Origin of the sequence: Micromonospora sp. LOL_014 (genome assembly GCF_048060245.1) — a bacterium.
Lineage (GTDB): Bacteria > Actinomycetota > Actinomycetes > Mycobacteriales > Micromonosporaceae > Micromonospora_E.
Window position 1 is genome coordinate 171,001 of the sequence record NZ_JBHMIP010000001.1, and the last position, 21,890, is coordinate 192,890.

General features: G+C 71.3%; 19 protein-coding genes and 1 tRNA gene. 17 read left to right on the forward strand and 3 right to left on the reverse strand.

The window, feature by feature from the left end; translation table 11 throughout:
- Positions 1–51: 51 nt before the first annotated feature.
- From ACFHW1_RS00760 to ACFHW1_RS00770, 3 genes are all read left to right on the forward strand, one after another.
- Entirely contained in the window at positions 52–792 is a 741-nt protein-coding gene (locus ACFHW1_RS00760; protein ID WP_416614641.1) for an HNH endonuclease, read from the forward strand.
- Positions 793–916: 124 nt separating this feature from the next.
- A complete protein-coding gene (locus ACFHW1_RS00765) occupies positions 917–1,534 on the forward strand; it encodes an NADH-quinone oxidoreductase subunit B (RefSeq protein WP_416551402.1) in 618 nt (205 codons plus the stop codon).
- Positions 1,535–2,481: 947 nt separating this feature from the next.
- Positions 2,482–3,738 (forward strand): DUF2252 domain-containing protein, encoded by a 1,257-nt coding sequence (locus ACFHW1_RS00770; protein ID WP_416614673.1) that lies wholly within the window; start codon positions 2,482–2,484, stop codon positions 3,736–3,738.
- Positions 3,739–3,751: 13 nt separating this feature from the next.
- Here ACFHW1_RS00770 and ACFHW1_RS00775 read toward each other — a convergent pair whose 3' ends face one another.
- Entirely contained in the window at positions 3,752–4,789 is a 1,038-nt protein-coding gene (locus tag ACFHW1_RS00775; RefSeq protein ID WP_416567398.1) for a glucose 1-dehydrogenase, read from the reverse strand.
- Between the two features lie 86 nt (positions 4,790–4,875).
- Between ACFHW1_RS00775 and ACFHW1_RS00780 the strand changes: the two genes are divergently transcribed.
- The 11 genes from ACFHW1_RS00780 to ACFHW1_RS00830 all read left to right on the forward strand — a co-directional run bounded on the left by ACFHW1_RS00780 (position 4,876) and on the right by ACFHW1_RS00830 (position 17,486).
- Positions 4,876–5,598, forward strand: a complete 723-nt coding sequence (locus ACFHW1_RS00780) for an NADH-quinone oxidoreductase subunit C (RefSeq protein ID WP_416614643.1) — start codon at positions 4,876–4,878, stop codon at positions 5,596–5,598.
- Entirely contained in the window at positions 5,598–6,563 is a 966-nt protein-coding gene (gene nuoH / locus ACFHW1_RS00785) for an NADH-quinone oxidoreductase subunit NuoH (protein WP_416551248.1), read from the forward strand. The genes ACFHW1_RS00780 and nuoH overlap by 1 nt, the downstream gene beginning before the upstream one ends.
- On the forward strand, positions 6,560–8,320 hold the full coding sequence (locus ACFHW1_RS00790; RefSeq protein WP_416551249.1) for a hypothetical protein: 1,761 nt from the start codon (positions 6,560–6,562) through the stop codon (positions 8,318–8,320). Before nuoH ends, ACFHW1_RS00790 begins: the two co-directional genes overlap by 4 nt.
- A 126-nt stretch (positions 8,321–8,446) precedes the next feature.
- A complete protein-coding gene (locus ACFHW1_RS00795; protein ID WP_416567402.1) occupies positions 8,447–9,073 on the forward strand; it encodes a NuoI/complex I 23 kDa subunit family protein in 627 nt (208 codons plus the stop codon).
- On the forward strand, positions 9,070–9,642 hold the full coding sequence (locus ACFHW1_RS00800; RefSeq protein WP_416551251.1) for an NADH-quinone oxidoreductase subunit J: 573 nt from the start codon (positions 9,070–9,072) through the stop codon (positions 9,640–9,642). Before ACFHW1_RS00795 ends, ACFHW1_RS00800 begins: the two co-directional genes overlap by 4 nt.
- Positions 9,642–10,016, forward strand: coding sequence for an NADH-quinone oxidoreductase subunit NuoK (nuoK, locus tag ACFHW1_RS00805; RefSeq protein ID WP_416551252.1), 375 nt, complete (start codon positions 9,642–9,644; stop codon positions 10,014–10,016). The genes ACFHW1_RS00800 and nuoK overlap by 1 nt, the downstream gene beginning before the upstream one ends.
- Positions 10,013–11,902 carry an NADH-quinone oxidoreductase subunit L gene (locus ACFHW1_RS00810; RefSeq protein WP_416614645.1) on the forward strand — a complete coding sequence of 630 codons (1,890 nt, stop codon included), beginning with the start codon at positions 10,013–10,015 and terminating at the stop codon, positions 11,900–11,902. Before nuoK ends, ACFHW1_RS00810 begins: the two co-directional genes overlap by 4 nt.
- 16 nt (positions 11,903–11,918) lie before the next feature.
- Positions 11,919–13,505, forward strand: a complete 1,587-nt coding sequence (locus ACFHW1_RS00815) for a complex I subunit 4 family protein (protein WP_416614675.1) — start codon at positions 11,919–11,921, stop codon at positions 13,503–13,505.
- Positions 13,502–15,088 (forward strand): NADH-quinone oxidoreductase subunit N, encoded by a 1,587-nt coding sequence (locus tag ACFHW1_RS00820; RefSeq protein ID WP_416614648.1) that lies wholly within the window; start codon positions 13,502–13,504, stop codon positions 15,086–15,088. Before ACFHW1_RS00815 ends, ACFHW1_RS00820 begins: the two co-directional genes overlap by 4 nt.
- Before the next feature lie 143 nt (positions 15,089–15,231).
- Complete coding sequence (htpX, locus tag ACFHW1_RS00825; RefSeq protein ID WP_416551405.1) at positions 15,232–16,119, forward strand: zinc metalloprotease HtpX; 888 nt, start codon at positions 15,232–15,234, stop codon at positions 16,117–16,119.
- 92 nt (positions 16,120–16,211) lie between these two features.
- Positions 16,212–17,486 carry an MFS transporter gene (locus ACFHW1_RS00830; RefSeq protein WP_416551255.1) on the forward strand — a complete coding sequence of 425 codons (1,275 nt, stop codon included), beginning with the start codon at positions 16,212–16,214 and terminating at the stop codon, positions 17,484–17,486.
- Positions 17,487–17,492: 6 nt separating this feature from the next.
- Here the strand turns inward: ACFHW1_RS00830 and ACFHW1_RS00835 are convergent, their stop codons facing one another.
- Positions 17,493–17,987 (reverse strand): YajQ family cyclic di-GMP-binding protein, encoded by a 495-nt coding sequence (locus tag ACFHW1_RS00835; protein WP_123607343.1) that lies wholly within the window; start codon positions 17,985–17,987, stop codon positions 17,493–17,495.
- Positions 17,988–18,152: 165 nt separating this feature from the next.
- Between ACFHW1_RS00835 and ACFHW1_RS00840 the strand changes: the two genes are divergently transcribed.
- Positions 18,153–18,236: transfer RNA gene (locus ACFHW1_RS00840), tRNA-Tyr, on the forward strand.
- Between the two features lie 400 nt (positions 18,237–18,636).
- Here ACFHW1_RS00840 and ACFHW1_RS00845 read toward each other — a convergent pair.
- Complete coding sequence (locus tag ACFHW1_RS00845; RefSeq protein ID WP_416551259.1) at positions 18,637–18,993, reverse strand: hypothetical protein; 357 nt, start codon at positions 18,991–18,993, stop codon at positions 18,637–18,639.
- A 27-nt stretch (positions 18,994–19,020) separates the two neighbouring features.
- Between ACFHW1_RS00845 and ACFHW1_RS00850 the strand changes: the two genes are divergently transcribed.
- Complete coding sequence (locus ACFHW1_RS00850) at positions 19,021–19,236, forward strand: hypothetical protein (protein WP_416589859.1); 216 nt, start codon at positions 19,021–19,023, stop codon at positions 19,234–19,236.
- 28 nt (positions 19,237–19,264) lie between these two features.
- Entirely contained in the window at positions 19,265–21,790 is a 2,526-nt protein-coding gene (locus ACFHW1_RS00855) for a putative bifunctional diguanylate cyclase/phosphodiesterase (protein WP_416614649.1), read from the forward strand.
- Positions 21,791–21,890: the final 100 nt, after the last annotated feature.

A 21,890-nucleotide genomic window follows, 5' to 3' on the forward strand; every position in this document is an offset into this window, starting at 1 on the left:
CCCACGCTCGCGCGGCTATTTAGGAGACCCAACAGTAGTGTCCTAGCCAAGATGGCGAACCTCGACGGAAGTCGACGTAACGGCGCGAAACATGAGGTCGAAGTAGCCGCACGGCTCCTCGCGGAGCCTGGACAGCTTGGTGAGGTCTACCGACTCCTTATCACCTCCGCGCGGAGTGTTGGTATCGGCCCAGAGGCTCTGCCCGATTTCCTGCGCCTCGCAGACGATGAGGACGATCTTCTCCTGCTCGGCCAGAGCGAGTTAGATGAGGCGGATATCGCGTCCGCTGTTCGACCTGCAGTGGAGGTCTGGCGCGCTTCGCGGGCTGGCTTGGACGAGCGGACGACGGAACGCCTGCTGATGGCGGCCGTTCGCGTCGGTCAGCATCGGTTTGCGAGCGAGGTGCTGCGTAACCACGGGCATCGCTGCGTCTTCTGTGGCCTCTCGACCGCGCTGCCCGAGAAGCGGGCAGCCCGGATGCTCATCGCCAGTCACATCAAGCCCTGGCGGGAGTCCACCCATGCTGAGCGGCTTGACGCCCGCAACGGTCTGACCGCCTGCCCAACGCACGATGTCGCGTTCGACACCGGCCTGATGGCCGTCAACGGTGGGCTGCGGATCCACCTCAAGCCTGCGCTTGCCGCCGCCGTCCAGGCGGATCCGGCCGCGCGTGCCGCGTTCGGGCGCCCGCCCTTGGCCGAGCGGCTACTCCTGCCCGACGACGCGACTCCTCCCGATGCCAAGTATCTGGCGTGGCATCGACAGCACATCTTCGATGACGCGGTGGCGTGAGGAGGCAGGTGTACGGCGATCGATCAAGGCCGGCACGACACGACTGGTTCCGTACCACCGTTGTGGTTGACTGGGGGGCGCGTACGTGTGGGGGAGCGGGGTCGGAGGAGGTGGTGGGGCGGTGGTGCAGGTGCCGGCGGTGCTCGGTGAGCCGATCCGGTTCGTGCTGAACTGGGGTCGCCGCTACTCGCTGTGGGTGTTCAACTTCGGCCTGGCCTGCTGCGCGATCGAGTTCATCGCCACCAGCATGGGCCGGCACGACTTCATCCGGCTCGGCGTCATCCCGTTCGCCCATGGGCCGCGCCAGGCCGACCTGATGGTGGTCTCCGGCACGGTCACCGACAAGATGGCGCCGGCGATCAAGCGGCTGTACGACCAGATGCCCGAACCCAAGTACGTCATCTCGTTCGGTGCCTGCTCCAACTGCGGCGGCCCGTACTGGGACTCGTACTCGGTGACCAAGGGCGTCGACCAGCTGATCCCGGTCGACGTGTACGTGCCCGGCTGCCCGCCCCGGCCCGAAGCCCTGCTGCACGGCATCCTGCGGCTGCAGGACAAGATCGCAGCCGAACGGTCCGGCATCGGCGGCGTGCACCGGCCCGACCCGCTCGCGTCCCCGGCCGACGTCTCCGTCGAGCGGGCCAGCGACCCGACCGACCCGGGGCCCGGTCCGGCACCCGGCTCGCAGCCCGCGCGCGGCGTTGACGCGCTCACCGCACCGGTCGTCAAGCCGCCGAGCTGAGCGGTCTCGCCTCGGGTGGCTCGGCAGGATCCGATCGGATCCCGCGCCGGTCGGTCTTGTCCGCTGACTCTGGCAGCTTGCGGCATGCCGCGACAGCATTTCAATCACCTGCCGGGGAGAAGGTCCAGCCGGCTCCAATCGTGATGTTGGCCCCGCCTTCGTCCGGCAGCACCAACGGCGACTCATTACGCCCTCCCTCAATTAATGGCGAGATCGCGATGATGCGTACCTCGCCAGTCGCATCATTTCTCGGGAGTAGAGCCCTTCCGGCGGCGTCCGACCTTCCAGTCGCCAAGACCTGACCTTCCAAGTTCACCAACGACACATCCGCTTCCGGGACTCCGAGTGCGAAACAACCACCGTCGCTGTCCGCACAAACATTCACCCGCAGCTGCACCTCGACGCTGGCGGCCTCCTCGCCCCCACTACAACCGGCTGCGCCCGTCACCACGAGCATGACCCCGACGAGGGCACTGATCCTTGCGTGCGATCTTCCCACCAAAGCCTCCGTTGTAGAGGTTGACCGAACTCGCCGGAACCCTACCGGCACGACCCTCTCTCCGTATTCTCTGAATCTGACAGATGTCAATCAGGAGGTCTTGACGGCGGATGGTGTGAACTGCGTGAGCGCGCGACCCGGCTGGTGGTCGAAGCCCACCGGGAACCCGGCCGATGCGGTCGGTGCGATCCGGCTGCTCGCCGACCAGGCCGGGGGTCCATCCCGAGGCGTCGCGGGTCTGGATGTAGCAGGCCGAGACCGAGGCCGGACAGCGGCCGATGACCGTGCCCGACCCGCTGAACGGGCCGAGCTGACTCGGCGTACCGCCGGGATCTGACCCGGCGCTCAGTGGCGCGGTTGCTGAAGCGCGGTAGCCTGCGCGAACGTGAGTGATTCTCAGCGCGCGACGCAGATCGTCGACATCCTGACCGCCGAGTTCGGCGAGCTGATGGCGGTGGACCCGGCCGCCTTCCGCCGCAAGTTCCGCAAGATGGCCGCCAGCCCGTTCGCGTTCTACCGGGGCACCGCCTGCCTGTTCTACGCCGACCAGACCGAGCCCGACGGGCCGTTCAACGACGACAGCTTCTGCGACAAGCAGACCAGCCGGGTCTGGATCCACGGCGACCTGCACGCCGAGAACTTCGGCACCTACATGAACGGCTCCGGCGAGCTGGTCTTCAACGTCAACGACTTCGACGAGGCGTACGTCGGCCCGTTCATCTGGGACCTGCGCCGCTTCGCCGCCAGCCTCGCCCTGATCGGCTACGCCAAGGCGCTCTCCGACGAGATCATCGGCACCCTGGTACGCACCTTCGCCACCGCCTACCTGGCCGAGCTGCGGGCCATCGTCGCCGGTGGTGAGGAGGCGATCGGCTCGATCACCCTCGCCAACGCCGACGGGGTGCTGCGCCACGTGCTGCAGGAGGCCCGGCTCAACACCCGCGTCGGCCTGCTGGAGAACCTCACCACCATCAACGACTACGAGCGGCGGTTCATCATCCGCGACGGGGTGTACGAGGTCGACGACGACACCCGGGCCGCGGTCACCGCCGCGTTCGGCGAATACCTGGCCACGCTGCCGCACCGGGCCGGTGGCGGTCGCGCCGTCGCCGCCCAGATCAAGGACATCGTGCTGCGCAAAGGCGTCGGCATCGGCTCGGCCGGGCTGCCGTCGTACAGCATCCTGCTCGAAGGCCACACCCAGGCGCTGGAGAACGACGTCGTCGTCTACATGAAGCAGGCCCAGGTGCCGGCCGTCGCCCGGCACGTCCACGACGAAGGCGTCCGGGCGTACTTCCGGCACCAGGGCCACCGGACCGCCGAGTCGCAGCGTGCGTTGCAGGCCCACGCCGACCCGTGGCTCGGCTACACCGAGCTGGCCGGCGTCGGCCAGCTCGTCGCCGAAGTGTCGCCGTACGCCGCCGACCTGGACTGGTCCGACGTCAACGAGCAGGACGAGCTGACCGGCGTCGTCACCGACCTGGCCCACTCGGTGGCCCGGATGCACTCGGTCGCCGACGACGAGTCCAGCCACGACCTGGTCGACTACTCGACCGAGGAGGCGATCGTCGCGGCGATCGACGCCGACGAGGCCGGCTTCGTCGCGGGCCTGGTCGACTTCGCCCACCGGTACGGTGCCCGCGCCCGCACCGACCACCGGATCTTCGTCGACCTGTTCCGCAACGGCCAGCTGCCCTGGGTCTGAGGGGTCGAAACGGTCAGAACTCGATGACCGTCTTGATGCCTTCCTCCTCGGCGTACGCCAGCTGGTAGTCGTCCAGACCGTACCGGTGGGTGATCATGCTCGTCAGCCAGTCGTTGTCGGCGCGGGCCAGCGCGTCGGCGGCCTGCTGCCAGTGCCGGCGGTTGGCGTTGACCGTGCCGAAGATGACGTTGTTCTTCAACACCAGGCACCGGTTCAACTCGTTGAGGTCCAGCTCGGTGTGGTGGGCGTGGGCGTTGATCCCGGTCAGACAGCCGATGCCGTTCGGCGCCAACCTGTTGAACACCTCACGCACCACCGGCGGCGCGCCGGTGCATTCGATGATGATGTCCGGGTCGAAGTCCAGCTCCTCCACCGGCACCGCGTGGTACGTCGCACCCAGCCTGCGGGCCAGCTCCGGCTTCGGCCCCGACGTGCCCCGGGCCAGCACATGCGTCTCCAGACCGCGCTGCACGCTCAGCAGCGCCGCCAGCAGCCCGATCGGTCCGGCCCCGGTGACCAGCACCCGCTGCGGCGCCCAGAAGCCACGGGCGCCGATCCGGTCGACGTGGTCCCAGGCCTTCGCGACCACACTGGTCGGCTCCAGCAGCACCCCGGCCAGCCCCAGCTCCGGCCGCAGCGGTACGGCGTACTCGGCCGGCACCCGCCACCGCTGCCGGGCGAACCCGTCGATCCCCTTGATCCCGCACTCGGTGTACCGCCCGTTGGTGCACATGTCCCACTCGCCGGCCGCGCAGTACCGGCACGGCACCGGGTCGGGCCGCCGGACGATCCCGGCGACCAGGTCACCCGGCCGCGTCGTCCCACTCGGGTCCTCGATCACCCGGCCCAGCGACTCGTGGCCGAGGACCAGCGTGTCCCGGCCCGGCGGCGGTTCGCCGTAGTCACCGGCGAGGATCTCCCCGTCGGTGCCGCAGATGCCGACCGCGACCGCCTCGACCAGCACCTCACCCTCGTCGGGTGACGGCTCCGGCGCGTCGTCGACGAGCCGCAACGAGTCGGCCTTGCCCGGGGTGACAGTCAGCGCACGCATGCCAGGGGTGTTTCCCCGCAGGTCCGGACCTACACGGGAAATGTCGGACCCGCTCGCGCCCCACCCGCGCCCTTAGGATCAGACCCATGACCCCCGAGGAGATCGGCGCGCACCTGGTCAGCCTGCTCGGCCGGCCGGCGGCTGCGTCGGCGACTGAGGCCGAGGCGGAGGCCGCGCAGGTCACCGCCACGGTCTCCGGCGGCGGCGACCGGTACGCCCGGGCCACCGTCGACGTACCGGCCGACAGCTGGCCGGCCGCGCTCGCCGCCGCCCGCGACGACGCCGACCTGGCCTGCGACTTCTTCGACTGGCTCTCCGCCGTCGACGAGCTCGACGACGGCTTCGCGATCGTCGCCCACCTGTGGTCCACCCGGCACCGGCACGGCCTGCTGCTGCGCACCCGGGTGCCGCGCGAACGCCCCGAACTGCTGTCCGTGGTCGACGTCTTCCCCGGCGCCGACTGGCACGAGCGGGAAACCCACGAGATGTTCGGCGTCCACTTCGTCGGCCACCCCGCCCTCACCCCGCTGCTGCTGCCCCCCGAGTTCGAAGGCCACCCGCTGCGCAAGGAGTTCGTCCTCGCCGCCCGGGTCGCCAAGCCGTGGCCGGGCGCGAAGGAGCCGGGCGAACCGGCCGGCGGCGGCGGGGGAGCCCGGCGGGCCCCGATGCGGCCACCGGGCGTACCACTGCCGACCGAATGGGGTCCGCAGGCCGCCAGGTCCGCGCCCGACGCCGACCCCGACGGCGGTACGCGGTCCGCGCGCGACGCCGGCCCCGACGGCGGCCGACCCGACGGGGGTACGCCCTGATGCCGCTCTGGCTGGAGTTGACGATCCGGGTCGGTGCCGTCGTCGTCGCGTTCCTCACCCTGCCGCTGCTCGTCGGGCAGCTGGAACACAAGGCGATGGCGCACATGCAGGGCCGGCTCGGCCCGATGTACGCCGGTGGCTTCCACGGCTGGGCGCAACTCATCGCCGACGGCGTCAAGTTCGTGCAGAAGGAGGACATCACCCCGCGCGCCGCCGACCGGCCGGTGTTCCGGCTCGCCCCGGCGATCGCCCTGGTGCCGTACCTGCTGGTCCTGCTCGTCATCCCGCTCGGGCCGGGCGACCTCGTCGGCCAACCGCTCGACGTCGGCCTGTTCTTCGTCCTGGCCGTGATGGGCGTCGGCGTCGTCGCCGTGCTGATGGCCGCCTGGGCGTCGGCCAACAAGTACAGCCTGCTCGGCGGGCTGCGCGGCGCCGCCCAGCTGCTCGCCTACGAGTTGCCGCTGGTGCTCGCCGCCGCCAGCGTCGCGATGGCTGCCGGCACCCTGTCGCTGTCCGGCATCGTCGAAGCGTGGCGGCCCTGGTGGCTGCTCTGGCAGGCACCCGCCCTGATCGTGTTCTTCCTCGCCGGCATGGCCGAGATCCGCCGCCCACCGTTCGACATGCCGATCGCCGACTCCGAGCTGGTCTTCGGCTACCTGACCGAGTACACCGGGCTGCGGTTCGCGTTCTTCCTGCTCGCCGAGTACGCCGGCATCGTCGTCATCGCCGCGCTGACCACCGTGCTGTTCCTCGGCGGCTGGCAGGGGCCGTTCGGCGTCGAACAGCTCGGCTGGCTGTGGACGCTGCTGAAGGTCTTCGCCGTCGCGTTCGTGATCATCTGGCTGCGGGTGTCGTTCCCCCGGCTGCGCGAGGACCAGCTGCAACGGTTGTGCTGGCTGGTGCTGGTGCCGCTTGCCCTGGCCCAGCTGGTGCTCACCGCAGGGGTGAAGGTGACCATCGGATGACCGGCGTCACGTCCACCCAGGAGCGTGTGGACGGTCGGGTCGACCAGCCCGACGGATCGCCGTCGGCCAGCACCGGGCGGACGCCCCGGCACCGGCTGCGCCAGCTGGCTCGGCACCGGCTGCGTTGGCCGGCCCGGGTCGCCCTCGCCGTGACCCTGGCCGCCGGCGCCGCCGGGCAGATCATGGTCTGGGCCGCCGGCAACTGGCTGTGGAACGACGAGACCGCCATCGCCATCAACCTGCGCCGCACCTTCCTCGAACTGACCCGGGGGATGGAGTTCCAGCAGGTCGCCCCGGTCGGCTGGCTCTGGCTGGAAAAGACCCTGTGGTGGGCGTTCGGCGACGGCGAACGGGTGCTGCGGCTGCCGTCGCTGGCCGGCATGCTGGCCGTCCTGGCGCTGACCGCGATCATCACCCGCCGGGTGGCCGGGTGGTGGGCGGCGGTCGCCGCGACCGCGCTGGTCGCCGCCGCGCCGATGATCCTGACCTACGTCGGCGAGCTCAAGCAGTACGCCGTCGAGTCGGCGGTCGCCCTGGCGGTACTGCTGCTCGGTGACCGGTACCTGGCGTCGGTCGGCCCCCGCCGGGGCCGGTGCCGCTGGCTGGTCCCGGTCGGCTGGGCGGCGGCCACCTTGGTCGCCGTCTTCATCAGCCTGACCGCGGTGCTGGTGCTCGCCGGTGCCGTCGCCGGGATGACCCTGCTGCTCGCCCTGCGCCGCCGCTGGACCGACGCGGTGGTCCTGCTCGCCGGCTCCGCGCCGGCGGTCGCCTTCGCCGGCTACCTGATCCACCGCCGCCGCCGGTTCCCGTTCATGCCCGGCCAGTCCGACTACTTCGCCGACGGCACCCCACCGGCCGGCTCCGGGCCGGTGGAGATCCTCGCCTGGCTGCCCCGGATGTGGTCCAGCTTCGTCACGGTGACCCTGGACTGGCGGCAACCGCTGCTGGTCCTGCTGTTCGCCGTGGCCGGCGTCGCCGTGCTGATCTGGCGGCGCCGGCCGTTGTGGGCGGCGATGCTCGGCGGGACCCTGCTGGTGGCGGTGGCCGCCGCGGCGGCCCGTGGTCTGCCGCTCGCCGACCGGGTGGCGACCTGGCTGATCGCCCCGACGGTGATCCTGGTCGTCGCCGGCCTGGACGGCGGCGTCCGGCTGGCCCTGCGCGCCAGCGCCGGGCTGACTTCGCGCGTTGGCACCGGGGTGCGGCGGGTCGGCCGGGTGGCGGTGGCGTCCCTGGCACTGCTGGTGGCCGCCGCCGTGCTGCCGGTGATCGCCCACCCGGCGGCCGTCGCGGCGTACCGGCAGGCGATCGACCCACGGATGAAGGACGCCGGACCCGCCGCGCTCACCGACGTGGCCGACCGGGCCCGGCCCGGCGACGTCGTGCTGTTCTACTGGTTCAGCTACCGGATGGTGGTCTGGTACGGGCCGCAGTACGACCTGGCGCCGCGTACCGTGCGGCTGTACCCGTCCGGTCACGACAAATGCGACCCGCAGGCGTTCGGTGAGTGGCTCGGTGACGCCGACCGGGTCTGGTACGTGCACGGCCGCAACCTGAGCAGCGCGCCGGACGACTACGTGACCCGGGTCGCCGCCGAGTTCGCCGAGTACGGCACCATCGTGGAGATCCGCGACTTCCCCGCCGACCGCTGGTCGACGTCCACGGCGGCCTGGGTGCTGGTCGATCTGACCGCCGGCCCGGACCCGCAGCCGCCGGTCGTCGCACCGGATCCGGAACACGCCTGCCTCGGCCGCTGGTGACAGCGTGGCAATCGGCGACGGAGACCGGAAACAGCGGAGATCGAAGGCAACGGAGATCAGGTGCTCGCGTGCCCGGCACGGATTCGGCAGGATGAGGCGCATGGACCGACGCGGCGGACGACCGGCATGAGCGGCGACGAGCACGACACCGGACACGGCGCGACCGGACACGGCGCGACCGGGCACAGCGGCGGCCACGGCGAAGGGCTGCTGAAAGGTCTGGCGACGACCTTCAAGACGATGGTCTCCCCGGCCCACACCCAGCAGTACCCGGACGTCGCCCCCGACCTGCCGCCCCGCTCCCGTGGGGTCATCGCGCTGCTGGCCGAGAACTGCACGGTCTGCATGCTCTGCGCCCGCGAATGCCCCGACTGGTGCATCTACATCGACTCACACAAGGAGGAGGTGCAGGTGCCGGGGGCGGCCCGGGCCCGGCAGCGCAACGTCCTCGACCGGTTCGACATCGACTTCTCGCTCTGCATGTACTGCGGCATCTGCGTCGAGGTCTGCCCGTTCGACGCGCTCTACTGGTCGCCCGAGTTCGAGTACGCCGAGTACGACATCCGGAACCTGCTGCACGACAAGGAACACCTCGGCGAGTGGATGGCGAGCGTACCGCCGCCACCGGCGCACGACCCGAACGGCGAACCAGCCAAGGAGGAGACCGCCGCCGCCCGCAAGGCCGCCGCACCCGGCCGACCCGCACCCGGCCGACCCGCACCCGGTCGGCCTGCCCGTGGGGCGACCACGTGACCGGTACGGACGTGCTGCTGCTCGCCCTCGGCGCGGTCGCCGTCGGTGCCGCCGCCCTGGTGGTGACCACCCGGCACATCGTCCGCGCCGGCCTCTACCTGGTCGGCTGCCTCGGTGCCGTCGCCGGCCTGTACCTGGTGCTGACCGCCGAACTGGTCGCCTGGGTGCAGGTGCTGATCTACGTCGGCGCGGTCGTGGTGCTGCTGCTGTTCGCGGTGATGCTCACCCGCGCACCGATCGGTGCCGCCACCGACCTGGACCGGCCCGGCTGGCCGGCCGCGCTGATCGGCGGCGGGGCCGGGCTGGGGCTGGCCGCGCTGTTCGTCGACGCGTACCGCTGGTCGCGCGTCGACCTGCCCGACGCCGGCACCGCCGACCGGCTCGGTGAAGCCGTCTTCGGTAGCTGGGTGCTGCCGTTCGAGGTGCTGTCGGTGCTGCTGCTGTCCGCGCTGATCGGCGCGATCGTGCTGTCCCGCCCCGACGTCGGCGCGGCGCCGAGCCCCGACGTCGGCGCACAGCCCGAGCAGGCCGGGCAGGCTGAACGGCCCGAGCCGGGCGGGCGCGGCTGATGCGCCCGGTCATCCCGTACCTCGTCGCCGCCGCGCTGTTCGGGCTCGGCCTGTACGGCGTGCTGCGCCGCCGCAACGCCGTCCTGCTGCTGATGTCGGTCGAGCTGATGCTCAACGCCGTCAACCTGGTCCTGGTCACCGCCGACACCACGGTGCGCGCCGCACTGCCGTACACCGGGCAGACGTTCGCCCTGTTCATCATCGTGATCGCCGCCGCCGAGGTGGGTGTCGGGCTGGCCATCGTGCTGCACCTGTACCGGCTGCGGGCCAGCGTGGTCGTCGACGACGTGCCGCTCGCCGGTGACGCAGCCGGGCCGCTCGACGCAGACCAACAAACCGGCAGCGTCGCCGAGCGGCAGGAGGTGACCGGGTGACCGGGTCGACCCTGGGCCACCTGCTGCCCGCCGTACCGTTCGTGGCCGCCCTGGTCGGCCTGCTGGTCAGCCTGCGACCCGACCCGCTGCCCGCCACCCGACGGCGGGTCGCCGCCGGGCTCGGCGTCGGCGGTGCCGCCGCCGCGCTGGCCGTCGCCGTCGCGCTGCTGGCCAGCGGGGCACCGACCGTCGAGCAGTCCCGGTCGTGGGTCGACGTCGGCGGGCTGGCGGTCACCTTCGGCGTACGGCTGGACGGCCCCGCCGCCCTGGTCGCCGTCGCGGTCGGCGCGGTCGCGCTCGCCGTACAGCTGTACTCCGTCGCCTACCTGGCCGGCGACGACCGCTACCCGGCGTACGCCGCCCAGGTCAGCCTGTTCACCGCCGCGATGCTGCTGGTCGTCGTCGCCGGTGACCTGATCATGCTGCTGGTCGGCTGGGAGGTGATGGGCGCCTGCTCGTACCTGCTGATCGCGCACGACCGGCGGCTGCCCGAGGCACCGGCGGCGGCCATGAAGGCGTTCCTGGTGACCCGGGTCGGTGACGTCGGATTCCTGCTCGGCATCGCGGTGCTCGGCATCGGTGCCGGCAGCTTCCAAATCGCCGAGGTGCTCGCCCACGACTACCCGCCGGCCACGGTCACCACGGCGGCGCTGCTGCTGCTCGCCGGGGTGGCCGGCAAGAGCGCCCAGTTCCCGCTGCACACCTGGCTACCGGACGCGATGGCCGGCCCGACGCCGATCTCCGCGCTGATCCACGCCGCCACCATGGTCGCCGCCGGGGTCTACGTGGTGACCCGGCTCTACCCGGTCTTCGTCGCCGCCCCGGCCGCGCTGATACTGCTCGGCGTGCTCGGCGTCGTCACCCTGCTGCTCGGCGCGTTCGCGGCCACCGCCGCCGACGACATCAAACGGGTACTGGCCTGGTCGACCGTCTCCCAGCTGGGCTACATGACCGGCGCGTTGGCCGTCGGCTCCCCACCGGCCGCCCTGTTCCACCTGCTCACCCACGCCGCGTTCAAGGCGCTGCTGTTCCTCGCCGCCGGCTGCGTGATCCACGCCGTCGGCAGCAACCTGATGTCGGCGATGGGCGGGCTGCGCCGGCCGATGCCGGTCACCTTCGCCGCCACCGCCGTCGGGCTCGGCGCGCTCGCCGGGCTGCCGCCGCTGGCCGGCTTCTGGAGCAAGGAGAGCGTGCTGTACGCGGCCGCCGAAGCCGCCCGCCACCCCGGCGACGGGCCGGTGCCGGCGTGGCTGGGCTGGCTGGTCTGGGCCGCCGGGCTCGTCGGGGTGGCGGTCACCGCCTGGTACGCCACCCGGCTGCTGCTGCGTACCTTCCTCGGGCCGTCCCGGGTGCCCGCCGGCGTGCACCCGCACGACCCGCCGGCGTTGATGCGCTGGCCGGTGCTGGCCCTGGCCGTGCCGGCCGGGCTGCTCGGCCTGGCCGCGTTCAGCCCCACCTTCACCGGCTGGCTCGGTGCCCCGCCGGACGAGCTGGTCCACTTCGGTCCCGATCTGGTGCTGCCGGTGCTGCTGCTGGCCGTCGGCGTCGGCGCGGCGGTGTGGCTGCACCGACGTGACCCGGCCGCCGACCCGGCGCGGGTGCTCGGCCCGCTGCGGCCGGCGTTCGCGGCGGCGTTCTGGCTCGACGCGGTGCAGCGGGCCGTGGTGGTCCGCCCGGTGACGGCGCTCGCCGCCGCGGCCCGGGTCGGCGACGAGTCCGGCGTCGACGGCGCGGTCACCGGCACCGGCCGGGCGGTGACCGGGCTGGGCGACTGGCTGCGCCGCCGGCACACCGCCCCGCTGCCCCGGGCGGTCACCATGGTCCTCGCCGGCGTACTGCTGATCGGGTTGGCGACCGCCGCCGTCGCCCTGGGGAGCGCGGGATGAGCGGGGGCCGCCGATGATGACGTACGCCGACGACGGGTGGACCGTCGGGCAGTTCGCCCTGCTGGCCGTGCTGGTCGTGCCGGCTCTCGGCGCGCTGCTGCTCGCCCTGCCGGTCGGCGGCGACCGGGCCGGCCGGATCACCGGCACTGTCTTCGCGGCGGTGACGTTCCTGGTCAGCCTGCTGTTGCTGGGGGATCCGACCGGGGTCGGCTGGTTCGCGTACGGTCCACCGCTGGACGGCCCGCCCGGGGTGCTGCCCTGGCATCAGCTCGACCTGCCCTGGGTGCCGGCCCTGGACCTGCGGTTCCACCTCGGCGTCGACGGGATCTCGTACCCGCTGGTGCTGCTCACCACCGGGCTGACCCTGCTCTGCTGCGCGTACACCGTCTGGCGCGCCCCGCAGGGTCGCAACGGGCGGGCGTTGGTCGCGTTGCTGCTGGTCGTCGAGGTCGGCATCGTCGGCACCTTCCTCGCCCTCGACCTGGTGCTGTTCTTCGTCTTCTTCGAGGTCGTGCTGCTGCCGATGTACGCGATCATCGCCGGCTGGGGCGGCGGCGGCCGTACCGCCGATGGCGGCGACCGGGCCGACGGCGCGCACCGGCGGGCGGCGACCAAGTTCGCCGTCTACACCCTGGCCGGGTCGGTGCTGCTGCTGGTCGGCGTGGTGACCGTGACGACCGCCGCCGGCACCGCCGACCTGACCGTGCTCACCGGCGGCGACGGACTCGGCCGGGGCACCCAGCTCTTCGCGTTCACGCTGCTGGCGCTGGCCTTCGCGGTCAAGGCACCGCTGTGGCCGCTGCACAGTTGGCTGCCCGACGCGCACAGCCAGGCACCCACCGTCGGCAGCGTGATCCTCGCCGGGGTGCTGCTCAAAATGGGCACGTACGGGCTGATCCGGGTCGCCGTCGGCGTCGCCCCCGAAGGAGCCCGCTGGGCCGCCCCGGTGCTCGGCACCCTCGCCGTCGCCGCGATCATCGTCGGCTCCCTGGTGTGCCTGGCGCAGACCGAGCTGAAACGGCTGATCGCCTACTCCAGCGTCGGACACATGGGGTTCGTGCTGCTCGGCATCGCCACGCTGAGCGCCACCGGCATCCAGGCCGCGCTGATCGGCAACATCGCCCACGGCGTCATCACCGGCCTGCTGTTCTTCCTCGCCGGGGCGGTCAAGGACCGCTACCACACCGGCGAGCTGGCGGATCTCGGCGGACTGCGGGAACGCTCCCCGGCGCTGTCCGGGCTGCTCGGCTACGCGGCGATCGCCTCCCTCGGCCTGCCCGGCCTGGCCGGCTTCTGGGGTGAGGCGTTCGCTGTCGTCGCCGCCTGGCAGCGCGGTGGGGCACTGTGGACGACGCTGGCCGTGGCGGCGGCGGTCGGCGCGGCGCTGACCGCCGCGTACCTGCTGCGGATGCTGCGCCGGGTCACCCACGGCCCGGCCGGCCCGGCGGTCCGGGCCGTGACGCCCGCCCCGGCGATCAGCCGGCCCGAGGCGCTGGCCTGGGCACCGCTGGTGCTGCTGGCGCTGGCCATCGGGCTGGTACCGGCGCTGGTGCTCGGCGTCGCCGAGTCGCCGGTCACGATCCTGCTGGAGGTGATCCGGTGACCGACGGGACTGCCGCACAGACGATCGACCACCTGGCGCTGCTGCCGGCGTACCTGGCGGCGGCGACGGCGGTCGCGGTGCTGCTGGCCGACCTGTTCGTCGGCCGGCGGGCGGTCACCGGGGCGACCGCTGTCGCCGGTGCCGCCGGGGTCGGCCTCGCCGCGCTGGTGGCGCTGGCGCATCCGGCGCGGGCCACCTTCTGCGGTACGCCGTCCGGCGTACCCGCCGAGGGCGGACTGCCCGGCGGCGGGCTCGTTGACGGTGGGTTCGCCTGCTCGTACGTCGCCGACAGCCGGGCCGCCCTGGTCACGTTGCTGTTCGCGGCGCTCACCGCTGCCGTGCTCGCGCTGTCCGCGCCGCTGCTGAACTCCGGTGCGGTGCCGGCCGGCGAGTACTGCTTCCTGCTGGCCTGCTCGATGACCGGCGGGGTGGTGCTCGGTGCCGCCGGGGACCTGATCACCCTGGTCGTCGCGGTGGAGACGCTCACCCTGCCGCTGTACATCCTGGTCGGGCTGCGCCGGCAGCGGGCCGCCTCGGCCGAGTCGGCGGTGAGCTTCTTCGTGGTCAGCGTGGTGTCCACGGCGGTGGCGCTGCTCGGCGTCGCGTTGCTGTACGCCGCGTACGGCGCGGTGCACCTCGACCTGCTCGCCGGCGCCAGCGGCCTGGCCGAGCCGGCCGGTACGGTCCTCGGCGGCTCGGCCGACGGGCAGGCCCGGCTGGCCCGGGTCGGTGTGGTGCTGCTGCTGACCGGCCTGGCGTTCAAGGTGGCGGCGGTGCCGCTGCACGCCTGGGCACCGAAGACCTACGACGGTGCGCCGCTGCCGGTCGCCGCGTACCTGTCGACCGCGTCGAAGCTCGGCGGCGTGGTGGCGATCGTCGCGGTGGTGACCGAAGGGCTCACCCCGCAGCTGGCCGCGTCCGGGCCGGTGCTGGCGGTGCTGGCGGTGGCGACCATGACGGTCGGCAACCTGGTCGCGTTGCGGCAGCGGCGGATGGTGCGGCTGCTGGCCTGGTCGTCGATCGCGCAGGCCGGCTACATCCTGGTGCCGCTGGCGGCGGCCGCCGGGGTGGCCGGTCGGGGTGTCGAGGAGCAGGCGGTGGCCGTCGCGGCGGTCTTCGCGTACACCGTCTTCTTCGTGTTGTTGGAGCTGGCCGCCTTCGCTGCGGTGGTGGCGTTGCGGCCGGCGGCCGGCGACGGCGGTCCGATCGCCGCGTATGCGGGCGCGGCCCGCCGTCGGCCGTGGGTCGGTGCGGCGCTGACGCTGGCGTTGATCGGGCTGGCTGGTCTGCCGCCGGGCCTGGCCGGGTTGTTCGCCAAGGTGGCGGTGGTCCGGTCGCTGCTGGTCGGCGGGGCCGGCTGGCTGGCGTTGGTGGTCGCGGCGAATGCGGTCCTCGGCCTGGTCTACTACCTGCGGGTCAGCGCCACGCTGTACGCCCGGGAGCCGGCGCCGAAGTCGACACCGCCACCGGCACCTGGTGGCGCGGTGGCGTGGCCGGTGGTGGCGACGCTCGCCGTCGCGACCGTTCTGGCTGTTCTGCTCGGATTCGCACCACAGGTGGTCTTTGGCGTCGTCGCGGGCTGAGTGAGAGTTTCTGAATGAGTGAAACATGCCCGCCAGGTCTTGATTGACAGCTAATTCTCAGCTATTGCGGGATGCGCTGTGGGTACGTGAGCGTTGCACCTGCCGTGGGGTCCTCCAGACGACCCGGTGGAGAGGGAGTGAACGTGCACAGCCACCACAACGGTCTCAAGACGGCAGCCCTGCTCGGCCTGCTCACCGCCATGATCCTCGGCGTTGGCTACTGGTTCGGCGGCAGCGGCGGCTTGATGATCGCCGTCGGAGTCTCGCTGGCGATGAACGCCGGCACCTACTTCTGGTCCGACAAGATCGCGCTGCGCTCGATGCGGGCCCAGCCGGTCAGCGAAGCGCAGTTTCCGGCGCTGCACCAGATGGTCCGGGAGTTGGCCGCCGAGGCCGGGCAGCCGATGCCCCGGCTCTACGTCAGCCCGACCATGCAGCCCAACGCGTTCGCGACCGGGCGTAACCCGGCCAACGCGGCGGTCTGCGTCACCCAGGGGATCGTGCAGATCCTCGACTACCGCGAGCTGCGCGGGGTGATCGGGCACGAACTGTCCCACGTCTACAACCGGGACATCCTGATCTCCAGCGTCGCGGCGTCGCTCGCCAGCATCGTCACCATGCTGGCCCACCTTGCCTGGTTCCTGCCGCTCGGCGGCGGGGACGACGACGAGGGCGCGAACCCGGCGGCGCTGCTCGCCATGCTGATCCTCGGCCCGCTGGCCGCGTCGATCATCCAGCTGGCGATCAGCCGCAACCGCGAGTACCAGGCGGACGCTTCCGGCGCCGCACTGACCCGCGACCCGCTCGCGCTGGCCAGCGCGCTACGCAAGATCCACATGGGTACGCAGCGCATGCCGCTGCCGGCCGAGGGCCAGCTGGCCAGCTCGGCCCACCTGATGATCGACAACCCGCTGCGCAAGGGCGGGTTCGCCGCGCTGTTCTCCACCCACCCGCCGATGGAGCAGCGGGTGGCCCGGCTGGAGCAGCTGGCGTACGCCGGTGCCGGCGGCCCAGTGCAACGCCGGTTGTGAACTCGCCTATGTGAGCGGCCTCGCACCCCGTACCGGACATAATGCGGTGGGGTGCGGGGCCGTCAGCGGGTCAGGGTGAAGGGAACGGAACAGTGTCCGGATTGCGGAAGTACGTTGCCGTCTGGCGCATCCCCGGCGGACCCACCCTGCTGATTCCAGGCGTCATCGGCCGGCTCAGCATCGGCATGACCCCGCTCGCCCTGCTGCTGGTGATCAGCGACTCCACCGGCCGGTACTCACTCGCCGCGATCGCCGGCGGCGTCTACGCCCTCGCCGGTGCGGCCCTCAGCCCGGTCGCCGGGCGGATCGCCGACCGGCTCGGCCCGAGCCCGGTGCTGCTGGCCACCGGGATCGCCCACCCGGTCGCCCTGATCGCCCTGCTGTTCGCCACCCGCAGCGGCGGCTCGATCCTGGCCGTGTTCCTGGTGTCCGGCCTCGCCGGTGCCAGCTATCCGCCGCTCAGCGCCGCGATCCGGGGCGCCTGGAACAACCTGACCAGCCCGGCCAGCGGCCGGTACCCGCTGCGCAACACCGCGCTCGCCGCCGAGACCACCATCTTCGAGGTGGTGTTCGTAATCGGCCCGCTGCTCGTCGCCGGGCTCGTCGTGATCGCCGACGCCGCGGCCGCACTGGTCGCCGCGGCCGTACTCACCCTGGCCGGCACCACCGTGGTTGCCCTCGGTAGGGCGATGCGCGGCTGGCGACCCCACCTGCGGGAAGGTCACGCCCGGGGTCTCGGCCCGCTGCGGGTGCCCGGCTTCCCGGCGTTGCTCGCCTGCGTCGGCGGGCTGGGCATCGGCTTCGGTACGGCCGGCGTGGCGGTGCCCGCGTACGCCTCCAACTACCTGGGCGCCAACGACGACGGCGGCAGCCTCGCCGGCGTACTGCTGGCGGTCTGGGCCGTCGGTAGCGCCACCGGCGGGATCTACTTCGGTATCCGCCGACCGGCGGTCGACGCCTCCCGGCAGTTCGCCTGGCTGCTCGCCGGGGTCGCCGCCAGCTTCGTCGTGTACGCGGTGATGCCGCACCCGCTGGCCCTGGGCGTGGCACTGACGCTCGGCGGCGCCGTGATCGCCCCGGCGCTGACCGTCGAGAACACCATGGTCGGCCGGATCGCCCCGGTCAGCATGCTGAACGAGGCGTACACCTGGGTGACCACCATGGCGGTCGGTGCCAGCGCGGCCGGCGGCGCGGTCGCCGGGGTGCTCGTGGACCGCGTTGGTGGCCCGGCGGCGGCGTTCCTGTTCGCCGCCGCCGCGCTCGCCCTGGCTGCGCTGCTGGCCGGCTGGCCGGCCGGTCCGATCAGCCGGGCCGAGGCCCGTGCGTCGGTCGACCTGGACCGAGCCCTGCTCGGCGATCCGGCCTGAGCCGGGTCAGCGGTAGTTGGTGAACTGCAGGGCGATGCCGAAGTCCTCCTGCTTGAGCAGGGCGATGACCGCCTGCAGGTCGTCCTTCTTCTTGGCGGTGACCCGGAGCTGGTCGCCCTGGATCTGTGCCTGGACACCCTTGGGCCCGTCGTCGCGAATCTTCTTGCTGATCGCCTTGGCCTTGTCCGACTCGATGCCCTGGATGACCTTGCAGTCGATCTTGTAGGTCTTGCCCGACGAGCGTGGGTCACCGGCGTCCAGCGACTTGAGCGAGATGTTCCGCTTGACCAGCTTCTCCTTGAACACGTCCAGGCTGGCCTTGACCCGCTCCTCGGTCTCCGCCTGCAACGTCACGGCCTCCTCGCCGGACCAGGTGATCTCAGCGCCAGTGCCACGGAAGTCGAAGCGGGTGGACAGCTCCTTCTCGGTCTGCCGGAGGGCGTTGTCGATCTCCTGCCGGTCGACCTTGCTCACGATGTCGAACGACGGGTTGGCTGCCATGGTCTGCTCCCTGCCAGTGCGGGTCTCGGACGGTGCGCGGGTCTCGGACGGTGTATCGGTCGTTGCCGGACAGTTGACTCCCGCTGACGGTACCCGGTTGCGGGAGAGCCCCGGCATGCCGCTATCCTTTCCTGCGTCGCCCCGCGTGACGAGGCGGCACGCCCTGGCGGGTTGCCCGAGCGGCCAATGGGAGCGGACTGTAAATCCGTCGCGAAAGCTACAGAGGTTCGAATCCTCTACCCGCCACCAGGCGCACCAACAGCCCTTGACCTGCACCAACAGGTCAAGGGCTGTTGTCGTACGGGCGGCGAGTCGTCCCGCCCGGTCCGGCCAGATCCAGCCGTCCCTGGCTCCCAGGACCAAGGCTCCGGACCCCAAGGTGCGGCGGATGTTGGGAACCAACGACAGGCCCGGGTGCTCCCAGTCGGCAGGAGAGAGGTGCATCAACTGGTCGCGCCCGCCGGCGCTGTCGATCCGACTGGTGGTGTTCTTGGCCGCAGTACACCGTTTGGGCTGCGATTACCGAACTGGTGAGTAGCCACCGACACCGAGCCGTGACCGAAAAGGGCGCCATCGAGTGGCCGGCAGGGCTTAGCGTCGAGACCCTGCGATGGTCTGTTGTCGGCTGGCTGATGACTCGGCCAGTTGATCATCTATCCCGAATTTTAGTTGCATAAAAGAGCAACAAATCACTTCCCTCGTTGATTCGTAATAAATCCGGCATGTCGGTCATGATATTCACCCAGTCGCGTCGCTCAGTGCGGGGTTTGCCTAGTGTTCGTGCCCGCCAATCCTCTTCGCGGCGCCACCGGCTGTCGTCGAGCCGGATCACCCGGCTGGAGCAGCAGCGGGACGAAAGCCGCAGGGCAAAGCTGCCGCTAAGGTTCTCCTCGTCCGATTGGCTAGGATGGGCGGTGCTGAAGGTGCAGGCCGGCCGCGTCAACCTACCGTTGGTGCGGTCCGGTGTGGCACCATCGGGACTCTGCCCCTCATTCGCGTAACTCATTCGCCTCCTTGGACGGGAGTCTGTAACATGCGTGGACACACGATGGGCCGCCGGCTCGGCAGGGTCGTCGCGGTCGCCGCACTCGGGATTGCTGTCTCGTTCACCGCTGGGACCGCCGCCCAGGCTGCCCAAGCCTGGGTTACGGTCGGTGACGAAGTGCCTGTGGTTTCCCCGGTGGACAAGTACGGCTTCGACGCCATGGTGGATTCGCGGCTCTCGCTCTACGACTTCAGCTGGACCTGATCGCCGCATCCGACACCAAGGGGATCGAGTGCCAAGGCCACAGGCGATCTCACGGCATTCTTCCAGGCGGGCCTGGTTCGTAACCGGGCCACTCGCTCTGATAGCCGTACTCATCTCTGTGGCCTTGGCCATCAACCACCCCAATCCGACCGGAGATTGGCCGCTGGGCCTGCTGTTCTTCGGGCTGTTCCTCGCCGCGCACGCGGCAATCCTGCTGTTCGAGGTACGCCGGCAGTCGTTCACCCTGAACATCGGTGAGATCCCGTTCTTGCTGGGTCTGTTCTTCCTGCCGCCACTCACTCTGATCATCGGTCGGGTGCTGGCCGCCGTGGTCGGTCATCTGAGCCGGCGGCAGCCGCCCGTCAAGTTGTGGTTCAACGTGGCGAACGTGGCCGCCAGCACGTCCATCGCCACCGCGATCGTCGTCAACGCCGACGTGCTCGACGCCGCCGAGCCGCGTACCTGGTTGACGCTGGTCGGGGCGATGATCGCCTGCCAGATCATCACCCTGGTCGCCGTGCTCGTGGTGATCACCCTGGCCCAGGGCCGGCTGTCCACCAAGGAACTCACCACCACGACGGTCCCCGCCCTGGTCGTCGCATCCATCAACATCACTTTTGGTCTGGTGGTGCTGATCCTGCTGGCGCAGAGCGACTGGGCGCTGATCCTGCTGGTCGCGCTGATCACCTTCTTCGTGCTGGCCTACCGGTCGTACGCGAAGTCACTGCGGCAGAACCGCACCCTCTCCGAGATCTACGCGTTGACCCGGGCGATCGCCGACACGCCGCACGACGGGACGATCGTCGACGTACTGCTCAAGCGGGTCCGCGAGGTGCTGCAGTCCGAGTACGCGACACTCTGGCTGCCGAAACAGGGGCGTTATCCCGAGGTGCTGCTGTCCGCGACCGCCGACGGACAGGGGCTGGTTGACACGGTCGGTGCCCCGGAATCGATCCGCGAACACGTCTTCGAGACCGGGAGTTCGCTGGCCGTCGGGGCGAAGTTCGGCGACAGCCCGTTCGATAAGGCACTTCGTCAATGGGGCACGAAGGACGCCGTCGTGGTGCCGCTACGAGCCGGCTCCCTGGTGATCGGCTGCCTGGAGGTATCCGGCCGGCTCGGGGACATCTCCCACTTCGTGCCCGGTGACCTGCGGCTACTCGAAGCGATCGCCGTGCACGCCGCGGTCGCCGTGGAGAATTCGCGCCTGGTCGACCGGCTGCGCTACGACGCGGCCCACGACGGGTTGACCCGGCTGGCCAACCGCCGCCGGCTGACCGCCGCGCTTGACGAGTCGGTGGCCATCCGGACCCCGGGTGAAGTGGTTGCCGTCCTCCTCTTCGACGTCGCCGGGCTGCGGCAGGTCAACGAGTCGCTCGGCCACGCGGCCGGCGACAAGGTCCTGGCCGAGGTCGCCCGGCGGCTGCGGGCCAGCGCCCCGTCGGCGGCGCTGGTCGGTCGCAGCGGCGGGGACGAGTTCGTGGTCACCTTGCGGATGGAGGCTGCGGAGTACGCCGTACAGCTCGCGGTCGAGCTCCGCGACCAGATCCGCGACCAGATGGTCTTCGGTGCGTTGACCCTGGACGTCGACACCGTGGCCGGTGTCGCGGTGCACCCCGATCACGGCAGCGACGCCGCGACGTTGCTGCAGCGGGCGGACCTGGCCGCAACGGCGGCGAAGTCGGTGTCCGGCGGCGTCCAGCTGTTCAACCCGGCGTTGGAGTCCCGTTCGGTACGCCGGCTCGGCCTCGCCGGTGACCTGCGGGTCGCGCTCGATGAGACGCAGCTGGAGGTCTACTACCAGCCGAAGGTGACGCTGCACGGCCGCCGGCTGGTCGGGGTCGAGTGTCTGACCCGGTGGGAGCATCCGACCCACGGTTCGGTCTCGCCGGAGGACTTCGTCGCGGTCGCCGAACACACCGGTCAGGTCGGTCGGCTGACCGAGTTCGTGCTGCGCGAAGGGCTGCGCCGCAGCCGGGAGTGGAATGTCGGTCAACAGCCGTTGCCGGTGGCCGTCAACCTGTCCGCACGTACCCTGACCGATCCGGAGTTTCCCGAGCTGGTCCGGACCCTGCTGGACGAGGCGCAGGTCGCTCCGGAGCTGCTCACCCTGGAGATCGCCGAGCCCGGTGTGCTGGACGGTACGGACCGGCCGGTGCCGACCCTGCGGCGGCTGCGCGACCTCGGGGTACGGCTGTCCGTCGACGATTTCGGCACCGGCTACACCTCGCTGGCGCACCTGCGCCGGCTGCCGGTGCACGAGGTGAAGGTCGACCGGTCGTTCGTGCAGGGGATGGCAACCGACCCGGGGGACCTGGCGATCGTCAACGCGGTCGTGACGTTGTCCCAGCAGTTCGGGCTGACCGTGGTGGCCGAAGGGGTGGAGAGCGAGTTGACCCTGGAGCTGCTGCAGGACATCGGCTGCCAGGTCGGGCAGGGCTTCCTGTTCAGCCGTCCGTTGCCGTACGAGCGGTTGGCCGCCTGGTACGAGGCCCAGGCCGACCCGGAGAGCCTGCAGTCCAGCGAGGTTCGCCGGCTGCGGGCCGTGCCTTGAACGCCGACCGGTAGCGCCTGATTCGCGACGGGCAGGGCCTCTGACCTGCGGCGGCGTGGCCGGGCCAAGCTGATTTCACCTCGCGGGGCGGGCCGTGTAC

Coding starts and splice junctions, on each gene's coding strand:
- ACFHW1_RS00760 (WP_416614641.1), top strand. CDS start 52: ATGGCGAACCTCGACGGAAGTCGACGTAACGGCGCGAAACATGAGGTC.
- ACFHW1_RS00770 (WP_416614673.1), top strand. CDS start 2,482: ATGGCGGTGGACCCGGCCGCCTTCCGCCGCAAGTTCCGCAAGATGGCC.
- ACFHW1_RS00775 (WP_416567398.1), bottom strand. CDS start 4,789: ATGCGTGCGCTGACTGTCACCCCGGGCAAGGCCGACTCGTTGCGGCTC.
- ACFHW1_RS00780 (WP_416614643.1), top strand. CDS start 4,876: ATGACCCCCGAGGAGATCGGCGCGCACCTGGTCAGCCTGCTCGGCCGG.
- nuoH (WP_416551248.1), top strand. CDS start 5,598: ATGCCGCTCTGGCTGGAGTTGACGATCCGGGTCGGTGCCGTCGTCGTC.
- ACFHW1_RS00790 (WP_416551249.1), top strand. CDS start 6,560: ATGACCGGCGTCACGTCCACCCAGGAGCGTGTGGACGGTCGGGTCGAC.
- ACFHW1_RS00795 (WP_416567402.1), top strand. CDS start 8,447: ATGAGCGGCGACGAGCACGACACCGGACACGGCGCGACCGGACACGGC.
- nuoK (WP_416551252.1), top strand. CDS start 9,642: ATGCGCCCGGTCATCCCGTACCTCGTCGCCGCCGCGCTGTTCGGGCTC.
- ACFHW1_RS00815 (WP_416614675.1), top strand. CDS start 11,919: ATGACGTACGCCGACGACGGGTGGACCGTCGGGCAGTTCGCCCTGCTG.
- ACFHW1_RS00835 (WP_123607343.1), bottom strand. CDS start 17,987: ATGGCAGCCAACCCGTCGTTCGACATCGTGAGCAAGGTCGACCGGCAG.
- ACFHW1_RS00845 (WP_416551259.1), bottom strand. CDS start 18,993: ATGAGTTACGCGAATGAGGGGCAGAGTCCCGATGGTGCCACACCGGAC.
- ACFHW1_RS00850 (WP_416589859.1), top strand. CDS start 19,021: ATGCGTGGACACACGATGGGCCGCCGGCTCGGCAGGGTCGTCGCGGTC.